Here is a 13,828-nt window from a genome sequence, read left to right as displayed (position 1 = left end):
GTCGTCTAGAAGACGGACAAGCCCAGCGGAGTAGCAAAAAAGATCGAACTGGGTTCCAGTAACGTATAGGATGAAGGCAGATCTCCAGGCGTGCAAAGCTTGTCCCCAGGGACACTCCATCGTGGTGCGTGGCATGACGGAAAACATCATCAAATGAGCCTCCAAGTCCGTGGACGGCCGTGATGCAATATCTGGCGGCGTGTGGAGCGGAGAGCCTGGAGCCCACGGCCAAGCTTCCCCCGATGCTCTAGGAAAAAGCGTCAATGGAATCAGCTCGATTTGGATGCGGTGGAGGTCGTGTATCATGGTGTCAATCCTTCGAAAGAACGCTAGGGAGCGAAGAGGCAAACGGTCTGACCCGTCGGCTCGCCGGACACCTACCCCTGGCGAACTGTGCTCAAGTCTGTTCTTGATGCAGGCATCGCGAGGCGATGAACTCCTTTGCGACCTTGATGACATTGCCGCGCGGGAGGAAGTACGACGACCGTAACAGGGCGCAGTTCGACCTGCTATTGATCTTGAGGAAGGGTCGGGTAGCGAAGAGGGAGGGGATGCCTTATACAGGGGTTTAGGAGACGCCCGTCGGGGGCCACGGTCAGAAATCAGATAGACTACCACCCGCTCCTTCCCGATGAGATGCTCTCGTCGAGAAATGTATAGACGCTTCATGCTCGAAACGCGCGGCCGAGCCGAGCATAACTCTCTAGCAGCCCGCCTGGTGCTGCCTCCGTATAAGTTGCGCATACACAAGTATGATGGCGGACCTACGCGGTTTGTTTTAGATTTTTCTCATGAGTGCAGGCTTCCCTAGGCTGGTCATGTTCGCACCGGGCGTCGGCAGCCATTGACTAGACATTGGAACCTTGGCCAATTTTCAGGTTCCAAAACCGTTAAGAAGGGACGCAGAATGCCGACGGTATCTCCGACTCCTATCACGCCTGCGGACGAGCACGTTGTTACCGCCCGAGAAGCGCTTGAGCCCCTCTACGAGAGACTTGAGCTTCACACCGACGCCACTCTGCTGTCGGCGGCGATGGAAGCCGGATGGCCGGCCGACGAGGCAACGAAGGCGCTGGCTGCCCTTAGATTGCAAGACGCCCTCAATGTTCTTCGCCGAGGGAATTGAGGTCCAAGCACATCGATGCATGTCCAACGGCCGAAAAAAATGGCAGGCTTCGCAAATCTCTAAAGGAACTAATCCGACCAGGGACTATCCGGAATTGTATAATAGATGCTACCGCAACCGAAAGCGAAAAGTACGGCTTTCGGACGTGGATGGGGTCCTCAGGAAATGGGCCGGGAATCCTAGGTCTACTGTGCTCGTTCACGCCAGCGCCAATATTGCTGATCAATCAAATGGCGGCTGCATTCTCCACACCGAATCATTTTTCCAGCATCCAAATGAACGCCGTGGTCGAAAGGACGTCGAGATTAAGGTTTTCAGTCTGTCAAAGTGCCGCACGAGCACGCCGGTATCGACCGTTGCTTCTAACACCGTTCGGCAAGACACCAGAGGCTCTCTTGGTTGCCACGATTTAATAGATCGACCAAGTTATCGGCCTCCTCGGCGGTGAGCATGTCCATGACAAACCCATCGATGGTAACCGCCTGTCCCATGACTTTGTCCAACACAGTCCAGTAAATATTGAGGTTCTTGCAACGGCTATATCTTTGAGCTGGCATTGTGAACGGCTTCCATGTGGTAACGACTTTCGTCAATTGTGAGCGGACTATCAGACATGACTGCCCGGCTGCTCTTGGACATCTGCGAGGCTCGTGACGCTAGTCGGCAGCTCGGCAGAGGAAGAAGCCCCGCATTCAGCGGGTGGTAAAGGAACCGTTGCACCACAAAGAGTTAGGCGGCTCGTTGCCTTTAAGCAGGCGCTCATAGTAGAGCATTTTTGTACCCGCTAATGAAGAGATGCGTTGGAATCAGGCATGCTATCTATTCGTATAGCCTTCCAAAAGCTTGCATCGTCTCCGTTGACGGCGAGCGGCACTTGGTGCCGCGGCCTGCGCCTCGTTCGCTGGTAGGTCTGGATGACCAAATCGAAGTGGCCTGCTGAGAGCCAGGAGTCTCGCACATTCGGACTTCGGCTCGGCACGACGAAGGGATCTGATCGTAGCCCCTAAACTTCCTCTGGAGTAAAAGGTGGCAAACGCCAACACCTCATAATCCTCCGGCCGCCGTGCTTCGCGCGCTACGCAAACAGGGCGCAGACGTACACGACGCTCGCCGGTGTCGCCGCCTGCCTATGGCTGTGGTGGCCGAGCGTGCCTTTACCTCGCGCTCAACGCTTCAAAAGATCGAAGCCGGGGACACCAATGTCAGCATCGGCATCTACGCAGGCGTTCTACAGGCACTCGGCTTGCACTGAGCCAGGTCGCCGACATTAGTAATCACAGCTGGTCAGTCGCTCGCCGGCGCGCAGTTCCGTAAACACGCCCACCTGAAGCGATCGTCGCGTGATGGCTGATTTCGAAGTTCATCTCGACTTACACGGCCGCACACGTCCAATCGGGCTGGCGCGGAGTAATCGCGTGCGTGGTGCCGAGACGATCATGTTCGAGTATGACCGAGCCTGGCGTGAGGACACTGACCGCTCCTCGCTTGAGCCCGCGCTACCGCTTCAGGACCTTCGTCAACGCTCGGCCGCCCGATCCATTCGGGCGGATCGACCCCTGAAACACTAATCAACACATCACCGGACGCTTCCTGAATAGGCGAGACTCCGATCGATCCTGCAGGAATTTACCGAAGGGCTGGCGAGCTTGCACCCTTCAACGAAGGAGCTGTTGCCCGTTGTCAAAGGTAACAGCTAGTAGCCGGTCATCTCAAGATATCCGACCCCTGACGTAGAGCCCGTGAAGCTAATCGGCCCCTCCCAATAGGGCGTTGAGGTCGCCATCCAGGACCGGTCGTTCAACGGTTTGGTCGTGATATCGAGCGACTTACCCGGTACGCGTATACGCCACGCTACCGGCATTTGGCGGCCATCGACGGTTGCGTTCCGAGTTGGCTCCAGTTGGATGTCGTCTTTCGACAGAGGTGTCGTTCGTCCATCCGCGGATATCCAGTTCGCGGAGATGAATCCGTTGTTGTCGTCACGAAGCCGAAAAGCCATCAGTTTCTCGCCGGAATTCAGGTGCAGTGAGAACCAGTCCCAGCCCGTCTGATTGGACGCAAGCGGCTGCGACGACCACTCCTGGTCCAGCCACGCTTTGCCGCTGACCTTAACCGGCGATCCGGACGTCGTGATCGTCCCCGCCACTTCATAGAAAGGCTGTGAGTAATAGTAGCTCGCCTGTCCGTTCGCCGACTTCACGGAAAAGCCGTTGTCTCCCTGAAGAATGAGCGGACCGTCGGCCTTGAGGTCTAGGGTGTAGCTGAAGTCCGGCCCGCCCGCAGAGACTGAAACGTCGCCAAGGACGTCCGAGCTGGTTCGCTCGCTACCCTCCATCCGCCAGTCGTCTATCCAAGCCCGAAATGGTGTTGCGGCCACACCCGCCTGCCCGACGCCTCCCCGCGCCAAGCGCTCCGCAACATAGTGATGGCCCCGAGTGGTGATCGCTGCGTGCCCGATCCAGATCTGCGGATCCGCGAAACCTACCCTGTCTCCCGGAGCCAGCGCAGAGCGAAACAGCGTCCACTGCGCTCCATATTGCCTGCCATTCTCATCTTCGAGATTGGCGGTCACATACCACCACTCAATGCGATAATCAGGATGAGCACCATGATCGGCGGGGAAAGAAAGAATAGAGCCCCGCTCGGGGATCGCAAAACCTTGCGCATCCGATCCCAATCCGGCAAAGCCCTGCGCAAATGTCTGACCGTTCGCCCAGATCACAGCCGCAGCTATCAGGACAGATGCCGACAATCTACCGTTCATTGGCGAAAATCCTCAGCAGGTCCGCAGGATTTACCGAGGCCAGACGCCGAACCGGCACCAGCACCGATGCCAATGCAGCAATAAGAGCGATTGTTCCCAGCCAAAACCAGTCCATTGGAAACACCATCATTGGCAATCGCCAACCAAAAGCCTCTACGTTCACGATCGCAAGCAGAACCCACGCCAGGGCAAGCCCGACCGGGATCGCAGCCATAAATGTCGCCATCCAAAGAGCAAGTGTCCGGGCAACTTCGTAGAGCGCCAGATCCCGTCGCCGGACACCCATTGCCCACACCGGCGCGAGCTGCGGAAGCCGAATAGCAGACAGCGTCAGGAGACTTGAGAACATGGCAAATCCTGCCACAGCAAGGGTGAGGACATTCAACGCGCCCGTCACCTTGAACGTCTGGTCGAAAATCGCTCTCGATTGTCGCTTGAGCGAAGCCTGATCAACGATGGCGGTATCCGACAGACCAAACTCCTCGACCAACTGGCGCTTGAGATCCTGCGCTCGCTCGGGAGCCACTCGGACCCCGTAGCGAAGTTTCGGGACATCGGGGTAATGATCGACCAGCGTTTTGATCCCGATTATCACTTGCCCATTCGGATTTCCATAGTCCGAGTACACGCCGGCCACGGTTAAGCTCCAACCTCCGGGCATGGCCAACGGCTGGCCGATCTTCGCTTCGCCTCGACGCCACATCTGCTCGTTGATGAGAGCACCCTGCCCGGCGGCGACCTTATCCCAAACGTCATTGTCGGAAGCAATCAAGGGCCAGTGCTCTCGGTAAGTTGGATCGTCCGCGACGCCAAAGATCTGGATCTGTTCGCCAAGCACCTCGCCGTCCACGCTCCAGATGGGCAAGACCGCGCTCGAGCGTTTGGTAAGCCAGGCCCGGAGCCGCACAGCTTGCTCCTCATCCTTGGCAGTCAGGTAAAGCTCGGCGGCCAGGCGTTGATCCAGCCATCCGGTGAAAGTCAGCCGGAAGCTCGATACCATCGTGCCGACGCCGATGTTTGCCGACAACGCCAGCAGCAGAGCCATCAAAGCCAGCGACAAGCCGGGAAGCTGTATGCGGGTGTCGGCCCAGAACCATTCCATGAGGGCACTTCGCGACAATTGCTGCGCTCTGGTCAAGATGACCGCAATAAGTCCAGGTAGCATCAGAGCTGTTCCAAGCAGCAGGCAGCCAAGTGTCGCAAAACCCGCCAGCAGCCCGGACGCAGTAGTCGCCAGGATAGCAGCCAAGATCACCAGAAATCCACCTATTCCCGCTTGAAAGGCAAGCGATCTGGCCGACTCTCTTGCCCACGCTCGCGGCTGTGCGGCAGCCAAAATCGGCAGTTTCCAAACCCGCCACAGGCTCTGAGCTGACGAGACAGCGGTTCCTCCGAGAGCAATCGCCAGTCCAGCCAACCACCATTCCGGCCGAATGGAAAGCGAGCCTGACACATTCGCGCCATAGAGGCCCCTGAGGGTCGCGGCGACGCCCGGCATGAGGAGCCATGCTATGACGTAGCCGAGTATGACGCCGATCAAGCCCGACATCAGCGCCAGCAGCGAAAGCTCGATCAGGAGCATCGTGGTCAATGCTTGAAGCGAGACACCAAGCGATCTGAGTGTCCGAAAAGTCCCTCGACGCTGTTCGAAGCTCAGGCCCGTGGCCGAATACACGATGAAGAGCCCGACGATGAACGAAAGGAAGCCGAAGGCAGTCAAGTTGAGGTGGAAGCTGTCTGTGAGGCGAGCGACGTCTGGTTGTTCAGGCGGTTCGCGGATCGTCAATCCCGCCTGGTCGATTGCTTCGGCGGAAATCTTTTGATTGCCTGCGACCACCAGGCGGTCGATTTTTCCATGCTTCTCGAGCAATCGATCGGCGACCGCTATATCGACGAAGGCGGCGCCGTCGGGAACGTTGCCATCGATTTTGATGCTCATGTTTGTGGCACCACGAAGCCGCTCGGCAGTGGCGCTCGACACGAGCAACTGTCCGCTGGCTGAAAAGAAGGCGGATAGATCTGAACCGCTGGCGATCGTCGCATTCGGGGAGTCCCTTGGCATCGTCAGAGGCTCGATCCCGACCAAACGGAGCCTTATGCTTCCGAAGCGGTAGCTGCCCTCAATTACGGGCGAAACATTGAGGCCCGCTCGACGCAGGCCGCCATAGACCTCAGTCGCTATGCCATCACCGTCCTTGGCGACGATCTGCCGGAGGTTGCCTTGCTCCAGAACCGATGCCGCCCGGGCATAGCTCGCTCTCGCCTCGGCGTTGATAGCTTGAACGCCGGACCAGAGAGCTGTCGCCAGCGCAATGCCCATGACCAGCGTCAGCAGCTGGAGAGGTCTCCGACACCAGTGTGACAGCAAGGCTGCGAATGCAACGAAGGTCATTCGGCAATCTTCCCACCGCGAAGGATGACCTTTCGGTCCAAACGCGCTGCAAGCCTCGTGGAGTGAGTGACGAGAAGCAGAGCCGATCCGGCCGTCCGAGCCAGATTGAGCATCAGATCGAGGACGGCATCGCCCGTTTGCTCATCCAGGTTGCCCGTTGGCTCGTCAGCAAGGATGAGAGGTGGTCGGGCAGCCAAGGTTCGCCCGATTGCAACGCGCTGCTGTTGGCCTCCGGAAAGCTGCTCGGGATACCGAGTGGTGTATTCGCGCAGTCCCAGTTTCTCGATCAACTGCGCTTCCCAAGCCTGATCGTACCGGTTCGCGAGCTTGGCGTGGAACGAAATGTTGGCTGCGACGCTCAGGGATGGGATGAGATTAAACTGCTGGAAAACAAGACCAACGCTTGTTCTCCGGTATCGAGCCCGTTCGTTCTCTCCAAATAGCGCCAGGTCGTTGCCGTTCATCACGACCGAGCCGCTGTCTGCGCGGTCGAGCCCGCCTGCCAGATGCAGCAATGTGCTTTTGCCACTGCCGGACTCTCCGGTGAGCGCGACGCTTTCGCCAGCAGCGACTTCCAAGTCGATGCCCTTCAGGATTTCGATGAGGCCCTCGGCCGTGGAATACGCTTTTTGAACACCTGAAAGGATGAGGATCATCTCGGTCTCTTAAGCACGGGGTTTGCACAGTGCAGAGACCCTCGACCTAAGAACTTTCGAGAGGGATCGCAAGCTCTTGAAGGCCGCGAGCGCTGGCTGCACCCGTTCTGCCGATGTATCGGTTATTCCGACAATCTCGGCGTCTGGGTGCTGGTTCGCCTCCCGCAGCAAATCTCCATGTTCATGTCATCGAAATTTATCCTGCAACGCGCCATTTTTTATCCCGCAGCGCCCCCAAGCCTAGTCAGAAAAAGCTCCAGTTGGTGTGGCTCTAACGCAACCTTATGCTTCTCGGCCGGGTAAGCGCCGCTTGCGACATCCGCCGCATATTCGCGAAAGGCTGGATCAGACCAACCCCACCCTCTGCTTGTTGCTACGACTGCACCGACCTCTGAAAGACCCGTGCAAGCCGCTCGGCAAATCGGCGTGGATCCGCTGGCCGATCTCCATCTAGAATACGGGCCTGGTCGAGCAATAAGAACGCGGCGTCCTCCTGGTACGAAGCATCACCCTCCACGCTCGCAATCGCTTTGATCAAAGGGTGCAGCAAATTGATCTCCAGGATCGGCTTGGACGCATCTTGAAGGCGACCGGCGTTCCGCAGGATTTTTTCCATCTGCCTGTCATAGCCGTCTTCGGGTGCTACGAGGCAGACGGCACTCTCCGTCAGACGGTCCGAAGCCCGGACATCGGCAATTTGGTCGGCAAGTTTTTGCTTGGCGAATACAAGGAAGGTCGCCGTGCTGTTGTCTTCCGCTTCCTGCGTTGTCTGACCGTCAAGCTTCGCAAACTGTGCGAGATCCGCAGCACCCTGCGTGATGGACTTGAACGCCTTGCCTTCATAGTCTGGAGCATTCATCGTCCAGAAGCTGTCGATTGAGTCCGACAAAAGCAGCACTTCGATGCCGCGCGCCCGGAACCCTTCAAGCTGTGGTGATGCCTTAAGCTGATCAAGGCTGCCGCCCGCCACATAATAGACCGCGTTCTGGCCTTCCTTGGCATCTTTGACGTAGTCGGCAAGTGAACGATAGCCTTCGTTCGATGAGGACGTCCGAAACCGAGCAAGCGCCAAGAGTTGAGCGCGTCGTTCGAAATCTTCGTAAATGCCTTCCTTGAGGACGGCGCCGAAGTTCTCCCAGAACTTGAGGAAGGCGTCGGCGTCACTTTCAGCGACTTTTTCTATCGCGGTGATGATCCTGCTGGTGATGCCCTTGCGGATCGCCGCCAGGATAGGGCTTTCCTGGATCATCTCACGAGAAACATTGAGCGGCAGATCGGCGGTATCGACCAACCCACGAACGAAGCGCAGGTATCTCGGCAGCAGATCCGCATCATCGGTTATGAACACCCGCTTGACGTATAGCTTCATTCTTCCTTTGCGTTCGGGATCGAACATATCGAAAGGCTGTGTTCCGGGTATGAACGCCAAAGCCGTATATTCCTGCCGGCCTTCAGCACGGAAATGTACGGTCAGCGCCGGTTCATCGTACTGCCCGGAGACGCCACGATAAAAGTCCGTATACTCTTCCTTGCTGACATCGCTCTTCGACTTCGTCCATAGTGCGGTGCCGTCCGTTATCTGGACTGGCTCTTTGCCCGGTTTCTCAATAAGGCGGATCGCAACTGGCACGTGGCCGGATTGTTCCTTGACGATACGCTCGATGGTCCAGCGGGACGTATATTGCTTAGCGTCCTCCATCAGATGCAAGACGATACGCGTTCCACGGGATGGAGCGTCAGTGAGGCTCGTTGCCGAGCTCACGCTGTAACTTCCCTTGCCGTCCGACGTCCATGTCCAGGCTTCCTGCGTTCCGGCTCGACGCGAGATCACATCGACACGCTCCGCCACCATGAAACAGGAATAGAAGCCGACGCCGAACTGCCCGATCAGTTGAGCATCTTCTGCGGCTTTGCTTGCTTCGATTCGCTCCATAAACGCCCGGGTCCCCGATCTCGCGATCGTTCCCAGCGCCTCGACCATTTCGTCGCGGCCCATGCCGATGCCATTGTCCTCGACGATAAGCTGCCGGTTCTCTTCGTCCAGCGTTAGCGTGATCCGGTTTTCGGCATCAGCACCAAGGAGTGACGGTGTCTCGATCGCCTCATATCGAAGTTTCTCGCAGGCATCGGCCGCATTCGAAATCAGCTCACGCAGAAACACATTCCTATCCGAATAAACGGAGTGGACCATCATGTGCAGAAGGCGGGCAACGTCGGCCTCAAAGACATGGCTTTCGGCGGTCTGTTCTGCAGTCTTTGTCATGTGCTCGGGTTCTCCAGGAAAGCGAATTAGCGCCGATCAAATGGCGAAACAGGTTTGAAAAATCAAGGTGGGAACAGCCCTGATCGTGATGGAATCATGCGCCGCCCAATCCTCGCAGCGTCTCTTTGAGAACCGTCTGGCGACTTCGGGCTCCAGAAGGCATTAGCGCCTTTCACCGGAGCGGTGCAGTTTTCCAGAAGACAATTGCCTTGCGACACGATCGTACTTGCATGCCAGACGGTCGAGACCTAAATTGGCTGAATGCTTGACCATTCGTCTCGACCTTTGTCGCCGCCAAATATCCCCATGGATGCGCTAAGCGAAGTACTACAAGACTTTCGCTTGAGTGGCGTCAACTATGGGCGCTGCGAACTCAGACATCCGTGGAGCATCGCCTTTCCGAAACAACAGCTGCTTCGTTTTCACTTCGTGAGCCAAGGTCCGTGCTGGATCCATACCGAAGCTCAAGGGTGGCAGGAGTTGAACGACGGAGATCTCGTTCTGCTGCCGCAAGGTATCGCGCATCGATTGGCCAGCGCGCCCGATGTTGAGGGCGACTCCCTCAAAAGCTGTCAGATAACAAGTCTGGGCAGCAACGTCTGCGAAGTGGTTCGGGAAGGAACGGGTGCGACCAGTACCCTCTTCTGCGGTTCTATGGCTTTGAGCGCGTATGCGCTTAATCCTTTGATCGCTTTGATGCCGCCAATCATCAAGGGCTGCGATGTGGCCGGCAATGACCCGATCGTTGGTCCCCTGCTGGCCGCGATGACGGCGGAGGCTTCACAGCCCCAGATGGGCAGCGCGACCGTCCTATCGCGTATGGCAGACTTGCTTGCAGCGCGGCTTATCCGCTGCTGGGTGAATTGCAGCGGAGCCTCGACCACCGGCTGGCTCGCCGCCATCCGCGACCCCCACATCGGTCGTGTGTTGGCAGCGATGCACCGGGACCCCGGCCATAACTGGACCCTCGAAAGCCTTGCGGCCGTGGCAGGCCAGTCGCGCTCGATCTTTGCCGAGCGCTTCAGCGCTATCTTAGGAGAAGGCGCGGCACGTTATCTTGGCCGTCTGCGGATGCAACTTGCCAGCGAGTTGCTGGGCCAAAGCGGCATGTCAGTTGCCGAAGTTGCTTCCCGTTTAGGTTATGAATCCGAGGCATCCTTCGCTCGCGCCTTCAAACGCATCACCAGCGTGTCGCCGGGCATTGTGCGTCGCACAAGTTCTGGACGAATCGACATGAATTTCGGATTTTAAGATACATAACATCTTAAGAAGTTCGTCTATGAAATCTCCAGACGTGGAGATAATTCAATGACGGACACGACATCAGAACTCGACGACGCGGCGATAGAGTTTGATACCGGCGAGCCAGCCGCCTGGAGTGCCGCGACTTGGTTTGCCGTTCTTTCGATGGCCGCAACCAGCTTTGCGCTGGTATCGGCTGAATTCCTGCCGGCGGGCCTGTTGACCCCAATGGCGCGCGATCTCAGGATTACCGAGGGGACAGCCGGACAGGTCGTCACCGCGACCGCTTCCGTCGGCGCCGTGACGGCCCTATTGAGCAATGTTCTTATCGGCACACTGAACCGCAAGGCGGTGCTGGTCGGTCTTAGCGCGTTGGCGATCGCATCCAATATTCTCGCAGCACTAGCGACCGATTTTTGGCTATTGTTGTTGGGACGGGCTGGGCTAGGCATCGCCCTTAGCGGCTTCTGGGCGCTTTCAGTCGCGGTCGTCGCTCGGTTGGCTGGCGCCAATGCAACAGGTCGGGGCATGGCTGTTGTCACCCTCGGCGTCTCGCTCGCCACCATAGCTGCGCCATCGATGGGCGCTTTGATCAGCGATTGGCTGGGATGGCGCATCGCCATGGCGATGACCGCCGGGCTTGCCGCACTTGCCATGGTGCTGCAGGCGCTCAGCTTGCCAACGCTGCCCGCAAGCACAAGCAACAGGCTCGCCGACGTGTTCCGGCTCACAAGCCGGCGTGGCGTTCAACTGGGAATGCTTGCCATCCTTTTGCTAATGACGGGGCATTTTGCTGGCTCGGTTTATGTGCGACCCTTCCTCGAACAAGTGACGCTCCTTAAAACCGAATGGATCGCCTTAGCGCTGCTTGGGTTTGGCATCGCCTCTGTGATCGGCAACGTCGCCGGTGGCCGAATGGCCGACGCAAGTATCCGCCTGGCGCTTGGTGTTACCGCCGCACTGATGGCGATTGCGGCGCTCGCCTTGGTGCTTTGGGGTGCTTATATCGGCGTTGCGTTCGCCTTCGTTTCGCTTTGGGGTCTAGCGTTCGGCATGGCGCCGGTGGTGCTGCCGACCAATCTGTCCCGCGGAGCAACCGACGCTCTGGAGGCAGCGGGGAGCCTGATGGTCGTCTCTTTTCAGGTCGCCATCAGTATCGGCGCGGTTTTCGGCGGCTATGTCGTCGATCACTGCGGCGCTGTCGGTCCTTTGACCGTTACCGCTGTCCTAGCCGCATCGACGGTCGCCTTGGCGCTGCTGCAGCCTCGCAGCTGATCTTCCCCTTCTGGGTTGAGCAAGTGCGACTCTCGTTGACAGGCAAGCGTCCTCGAGAGCTGGACACCGTGCCCGACCTGAGAGGTAGGTGACGTTTTGTACCGGAGACATGGGTAACACTTTCCGTTTTGAGCGGGAGGTGTTGATGCCGTGGAGAGAGACTTCGGTCATGGAGGAACGTCTTCGATTTGTCGCCCGGCTGCTTGAGGGCGAGGGTATGAGCGATGTTTGCCGGGAATTCGGCATCTCGCGCAAGGCCGGCTACAAGATCGGTCGCACTTTTGGTTCAGGGCTGTCAATCGGCCCTTTAATTGCGGGACTTAGTCAAGCCTTCGTAGCTTGCTGTCGATTGCGAGATCGAACAACGCCCGGTCTCTCATGCGCCTCTCCCTATCGAAGAAGAAACGAATTGCCCAAATCTGGCGCTGCTTCAAGGGCTTCTTTACGCCGACCTTCCGGCCGGCGTTCCATGCTGGTCGAATACGGTAGAAGGTTGCCGCACAGTTTAGTCCCGCATGAAAGTGCGAAGGAAGGAGCGAAGTCGTTGCTCCTTCGCCAATCCATTAAGCCGAGTCTCGGCATGCCAAGGGTCCCTCTTATCCTCGCAAGTAGCGTTCGCCATCTGCTGCGAAAACTCGGTCGCAGCAACAACACTAAAACCTTACTGCCCTTTCAACAAAGATGAGGAACGTTAGTGGCGACCGCCTGCGGCGTTGTGCAATAGCATGACGGCCTGGCGCACGATTCACATACTTAAAGGGGCGTTCTCAAAGCGAGGTTGCTTTCGGAACTGACGGGGTTGTGCGTCCGGTGCCCCGCACCCCGCCGGGCCTGGTGGATAAGGAAGCCTTCATTGAAATTGTCACAAAGGGATGAAGGAGCAAAGCTCCCTTCATCTTCCGCTGACGCCGCGAGAGCATGAAGTGGGCGACCTTTTATGGACCGCACCAATTCTGAGTCGTCAACTGCTGAGGCGAGTGCACAGATCCGTCACATGGAGGTCGAGCCTGCCGATGGGATCTCAATGTCGATAAGCAGCCCTTCATCCGACCAGATTTTCTGAAGACGTCCTTTAAGCTGCTTTTCAACCATTGCGCCGACAATCACCGTGCCAAAACCTCGTTTGGCTGATCTAGGCGGAGTGTCGATGCCCACCTCCTGCCACCGGATGTTAAAGCCTGCCCCGGACGGTCTTGGCTTCCAACTGATTGAAAGCTTACCTTGCGTAGCGGCAAGCGCACCGTGGTGGGCTGCGTTGACAGCGAGTTCATGGAGCACGAGCGCAAGGGGCTGGACGACCGGCGCAGCCATTTTGATATCGGGTCCGCTAAAAAAAGCGCGGGTGGCCGCAAACGGCGACACCTGCTGGCGAATGAGTTCCTCAAGAGAAACGCTTGTCCATCTTCGTGCAGCAAGCAAGGTATGGGCACGGGCGAGCGCCTGCACGCGGTGTTGAATAGCGGCGGCGTAAAGGGCCGGGTCATCGGCATTGCTCAGACGGACAATGCTGTCAACGATTGCCAGGACATTCTTGGACCGGTGGTCGACTTCCATCAGCAGGCGGTGCTCGGAGGCCTCCAGTGCCTCGATCCGCCGATATTCCGTCATATCGATCTGAGATCCAAAGAAATACAATATCCTTCCGTCATCCCCATGGATGGGACTTAGATGCAAGCGGTTCCAGAACTGCTCCCCGCTCTTCTTATAATTGAGGATCTCTACGCTGACCTCACGCTCGCCGGCGATGGCGGCACGAATTTCGGCGACGGCGATCGGAGACGTCGCAGGGCCCTGCAGGAAACGACAGTTGCGGCCTAACACTTCATGGGCCTCATAACTTGTCAATGCGAGGAATGCCTTGTTTGCAAGCACGATCGGCTGATCGGATTTGCGCGCGTCGGTGACGACCATCGGCATCCTGGTGCGTTCAAACGCGATCGCTGCCAGCTCTTTCCGATCGGCGGAGGCTGCTTTTGAAGATGCAGAAGGCAAATCCCCATGCAGTTTTTCTCTCGAATGGCCTGTCATGCTTTCACGCTCACTAAGACGTCGGCTGATAACGCGGCTCGCGTATCTTTGTTTCCGAGAAGGTCGCTCGTTTGAGTGCGTG

9 protein-coding genes and 4 pseudogenes are annotated in these 13,828 nt (G+C 57.7%); 6 read left to right on the top strand and 7 right to left on the bottom strand.

Features of this window, described 5'->3' with window-relative positions:
* The first annotated feature begins 907 nt into the window (after positions 1–907).
* Complete coding sequence (locus ACS4RR_RS05000) at positions 908–1,126, top strand: hypothetical protein (protein WP_017967289.1); 219 nt, start codon at positions 908–910, stop codon at positions 1,124–1,126.
* Positions 1,127–1,488: 362 nt separating this feature from the next.
* Here the strand turns inward: ACS4RR_RS05000 and ACS4RR_RS04995 are convergent, their stop codons facing one another.
* Entirely contained in the window at positions 1,489–1,683 is a 195-nt protein-coding gene (locus ACS4RR_RS04995) for a hypothetical protein (RefSeq protein ID WP_017967288.1), read from the bottom strand.
* Positions 1,684–2,189: 506 nt separating this feature from the next.
* Between ACS4RR_RS04995 and ACS4RR_RS04990 the strand changes: the two are divergent.
* Both ACS4RR_RS04990 and ACS4RR_RS04985 read left to right on the top strand, forming a co-directional pair.
* Positions 2,190–2,477, top strand: a pseudogene (locus ACS4RR_RS04990) (hypothetical protein).
* Positions 2,470–2,631, top strand: a pseudogene (locus ACS4RR_RS04985) (type II toxin-antitoxin system HipA family toxin); the annotation flags it as partial. The pseudogenes ACS4RR_RS04990 and ACS4RR_RS04985, both read left to right, overlap by 8 nt.
* A gap of 188 nt (positions 2,632–2,819) precedes the next feature.
* On the opposite strand, the gene ACS4RR_RS04980 reads toward ACS4RR_RS04985, so the two are convergent.
* The 4 genes from ACS4RR_RS04980 to htpG all read right to left on the bottom strand — a co-directional run bounded on the left by ACS4RR_RS04980 (position 2,820) and on the right by htpG (position 9,201).
* Entirely contained in the window at positions 2,820–3,890 is a 1,071-nt protein-coding gene (locus ACS4RR_RS04980) for a lipocalin-like domain-containing protein (protein WP_456189782.1), read from the bottom strand.
* Entirely contained in the window at positions 3,880–6,282 is a 2,403-nt protein-coding gene (locus ACS4RR_RS04975) for an ABC transporter permease (RefSeq protein ID WP_456189781.1), read from the bottom strand. The genes ACS4RR_RS04980 and ACS4RR_RS04975 overlap by 11 nt, the downstream gene beginning before the upstream one ends.
* On the bottom strand, positions 6,279–6,938 hold the full coding sequence (locus tag ACS4RR_RS04970; protein WP_170259934.1) for an ABC transporter ATP-binding protein: 660 nt from the start codon (positions 6,936–6,938) through the stop codon (positions 6,279–6,281). The genes ACS4RR_RS04975 and ACS4RR_RS04970 overlap by 4 nt, the downstream gene beginning before the upstream one ends.
* A 373-nt stretch (positions 6,939–7,311) precedes the next feature.
* Positions 7,312–9,201, bottom strand: a complete 1,890-nt coding sequence (htpG, locus tag ACS4RR_RS04965; RefSeq protein WP_456189779.1) for a molecular chaperone HtpG — start codon at positions 9,199–9,201, stop codon at positions 7,312–7,314.
* A gap of 261 nt (positions 9,202–9,462) precedes the next feature.
* On the opposite strand from htpG, the gene ACS4RR_RS04960 reads away from it, so the two are divergent.
* The 3 genes and pseudogenes from ACS4RR_RS04960 to ACS4RR_RS04950 form a co-directional block, all read left to right on the top strand.
* Positions 9,463–10,452: an AraC family transcriptional regulator gene (locus ACS4RR_RS04960; protein WP_170262965.1), complete on the top strand. Its 990-nt coding sequence runs from the start codon at positions 9,463–9,465 to the stop codon at positions 10,450–10,452.
* A 57-nt stretch (positions 10,453–10,509) separates the two neighbouring features.
* Positions 10,510–11,718: an MFS transporter gene (locus ACS4RR_RS04955; protein WP_456189778.1), complete on the top strand. Its 1,209-nt coding sequence runs from the start codon at positions 10,510–10,512 to the stop codon at positions 11,716–11,718.
* A gap of 145 nt (positions 11,719–11,863) precedes the next feature.
* Positions 11,864–11,989, top strand: a pseudogene (locus ACS4RR_RS04950) (helix-turn-helix domain-containing protein); the annotation flags it as partial.
* 52 nt (positions 11,990–12,041) lie between these two features.
* Here ACS4RR_RS04950 and ACS4RR_RS04945 read toward each other — a convergent pair.
* A pseudogene (locus tag ACS4RR_RS04945) lies at positions 12,042–12,200 on the bottom strand (integrase); the annotation flags it as partial.
* Positions 12,201–12,708: 508 nt separating this feature from the next.
* Positions 12,709–13,746, bottom strand: a complete 1,038-nt coding sequence (gene lov, locus ACS4RR_RS04940; RefSeq protein WP_456189777.1) for a blue-light-activated histidine kinase — start codon at positions 13,744–13,746, stop codon at positions 12,709–12,711.
* Positions 13,747–13,828: the final 82 nt, after the last annotated feature.

This window comes from Rhizobium zaerense, from assembly GCF_051810725.1.
Classification (GTDB): Bacteria; Pseudomonadota; Alphaproteobacteria; order Rhizobiales; family Rhizobiaceae; genus Rhizobium; species Rhizobium leguminosarum_I.
The sequence above is the reverse complement of the archived record's forward strand: the minus strand, read 5'-3'. Positions and strand labels throughout refer to the sequence as shown.

Bases quoted from the DNA above. Each gene is read 5' to 3' on its own strand.
- ACS4RR_RS05000 (WP_017967289.1), top strand. From the start codon at position 908: ATGCCGACGGTATCTCCGACTCCTATCACGCCTGCGGACGAGCACGTT.
- ACS4RR_RS04995 (WP_017967288.1), bottom strand. From the start codon at position 1,683: ATGCCAGCTCAAAGATATAGCCGTTGCAAGAACCTCAATATTTACTGG.
- ACS4RR_RS04980 (WP_456189782.1), bottom strand. From the start codon at position 3,890: ATGAACGGTAGATTGTCGGCATCTGTCCTGATAGCTGCGGCTGTGATC.
- ACS4RR_RS04975 (WP_456189781.1), bottom strand. From the start codon at position 6,282: ATGACCTTCGTTGCATTCGCAGCCTTGCTGTCACACTGGTGTCGGAGA.
- ACS4RR_RS04970 (WP_170259934.1), bottom strand. From the start codon at position 6,938: ATGATCCTCATCCTTTCAGGTGTTCAAAAAGCGTATTCCACGGCCGAG.
- htpG (WP_456189779.1), bottom strand. From the start codon at position 9,201: ATGACAAAGACTGCAGAACAGACCGCCGAAAGCCATGTCTTTGAGGCC.
- ACS4RR_RS04960 (WP_170262965.1), top strand. From the start codon at position 9,463: ATGCTTGACCATTCGTCTCGACCTTTGTCGCCGCCAAATATCCCCATG.
- ACS4RR_RS04955 (WP_456189778.1), top strand. From the start codon at position 10,510: ATGACGGACACGACATCAGAACTCGACGACGCGGCGATAGAGTTTGAT.
- lov (WP_456189777.1), bottom strand. From the start codon at position 13,746: ATGACAGGCCATTCGAGAGAAAAACTGCATGGGGATTTGCCTTCTGCA.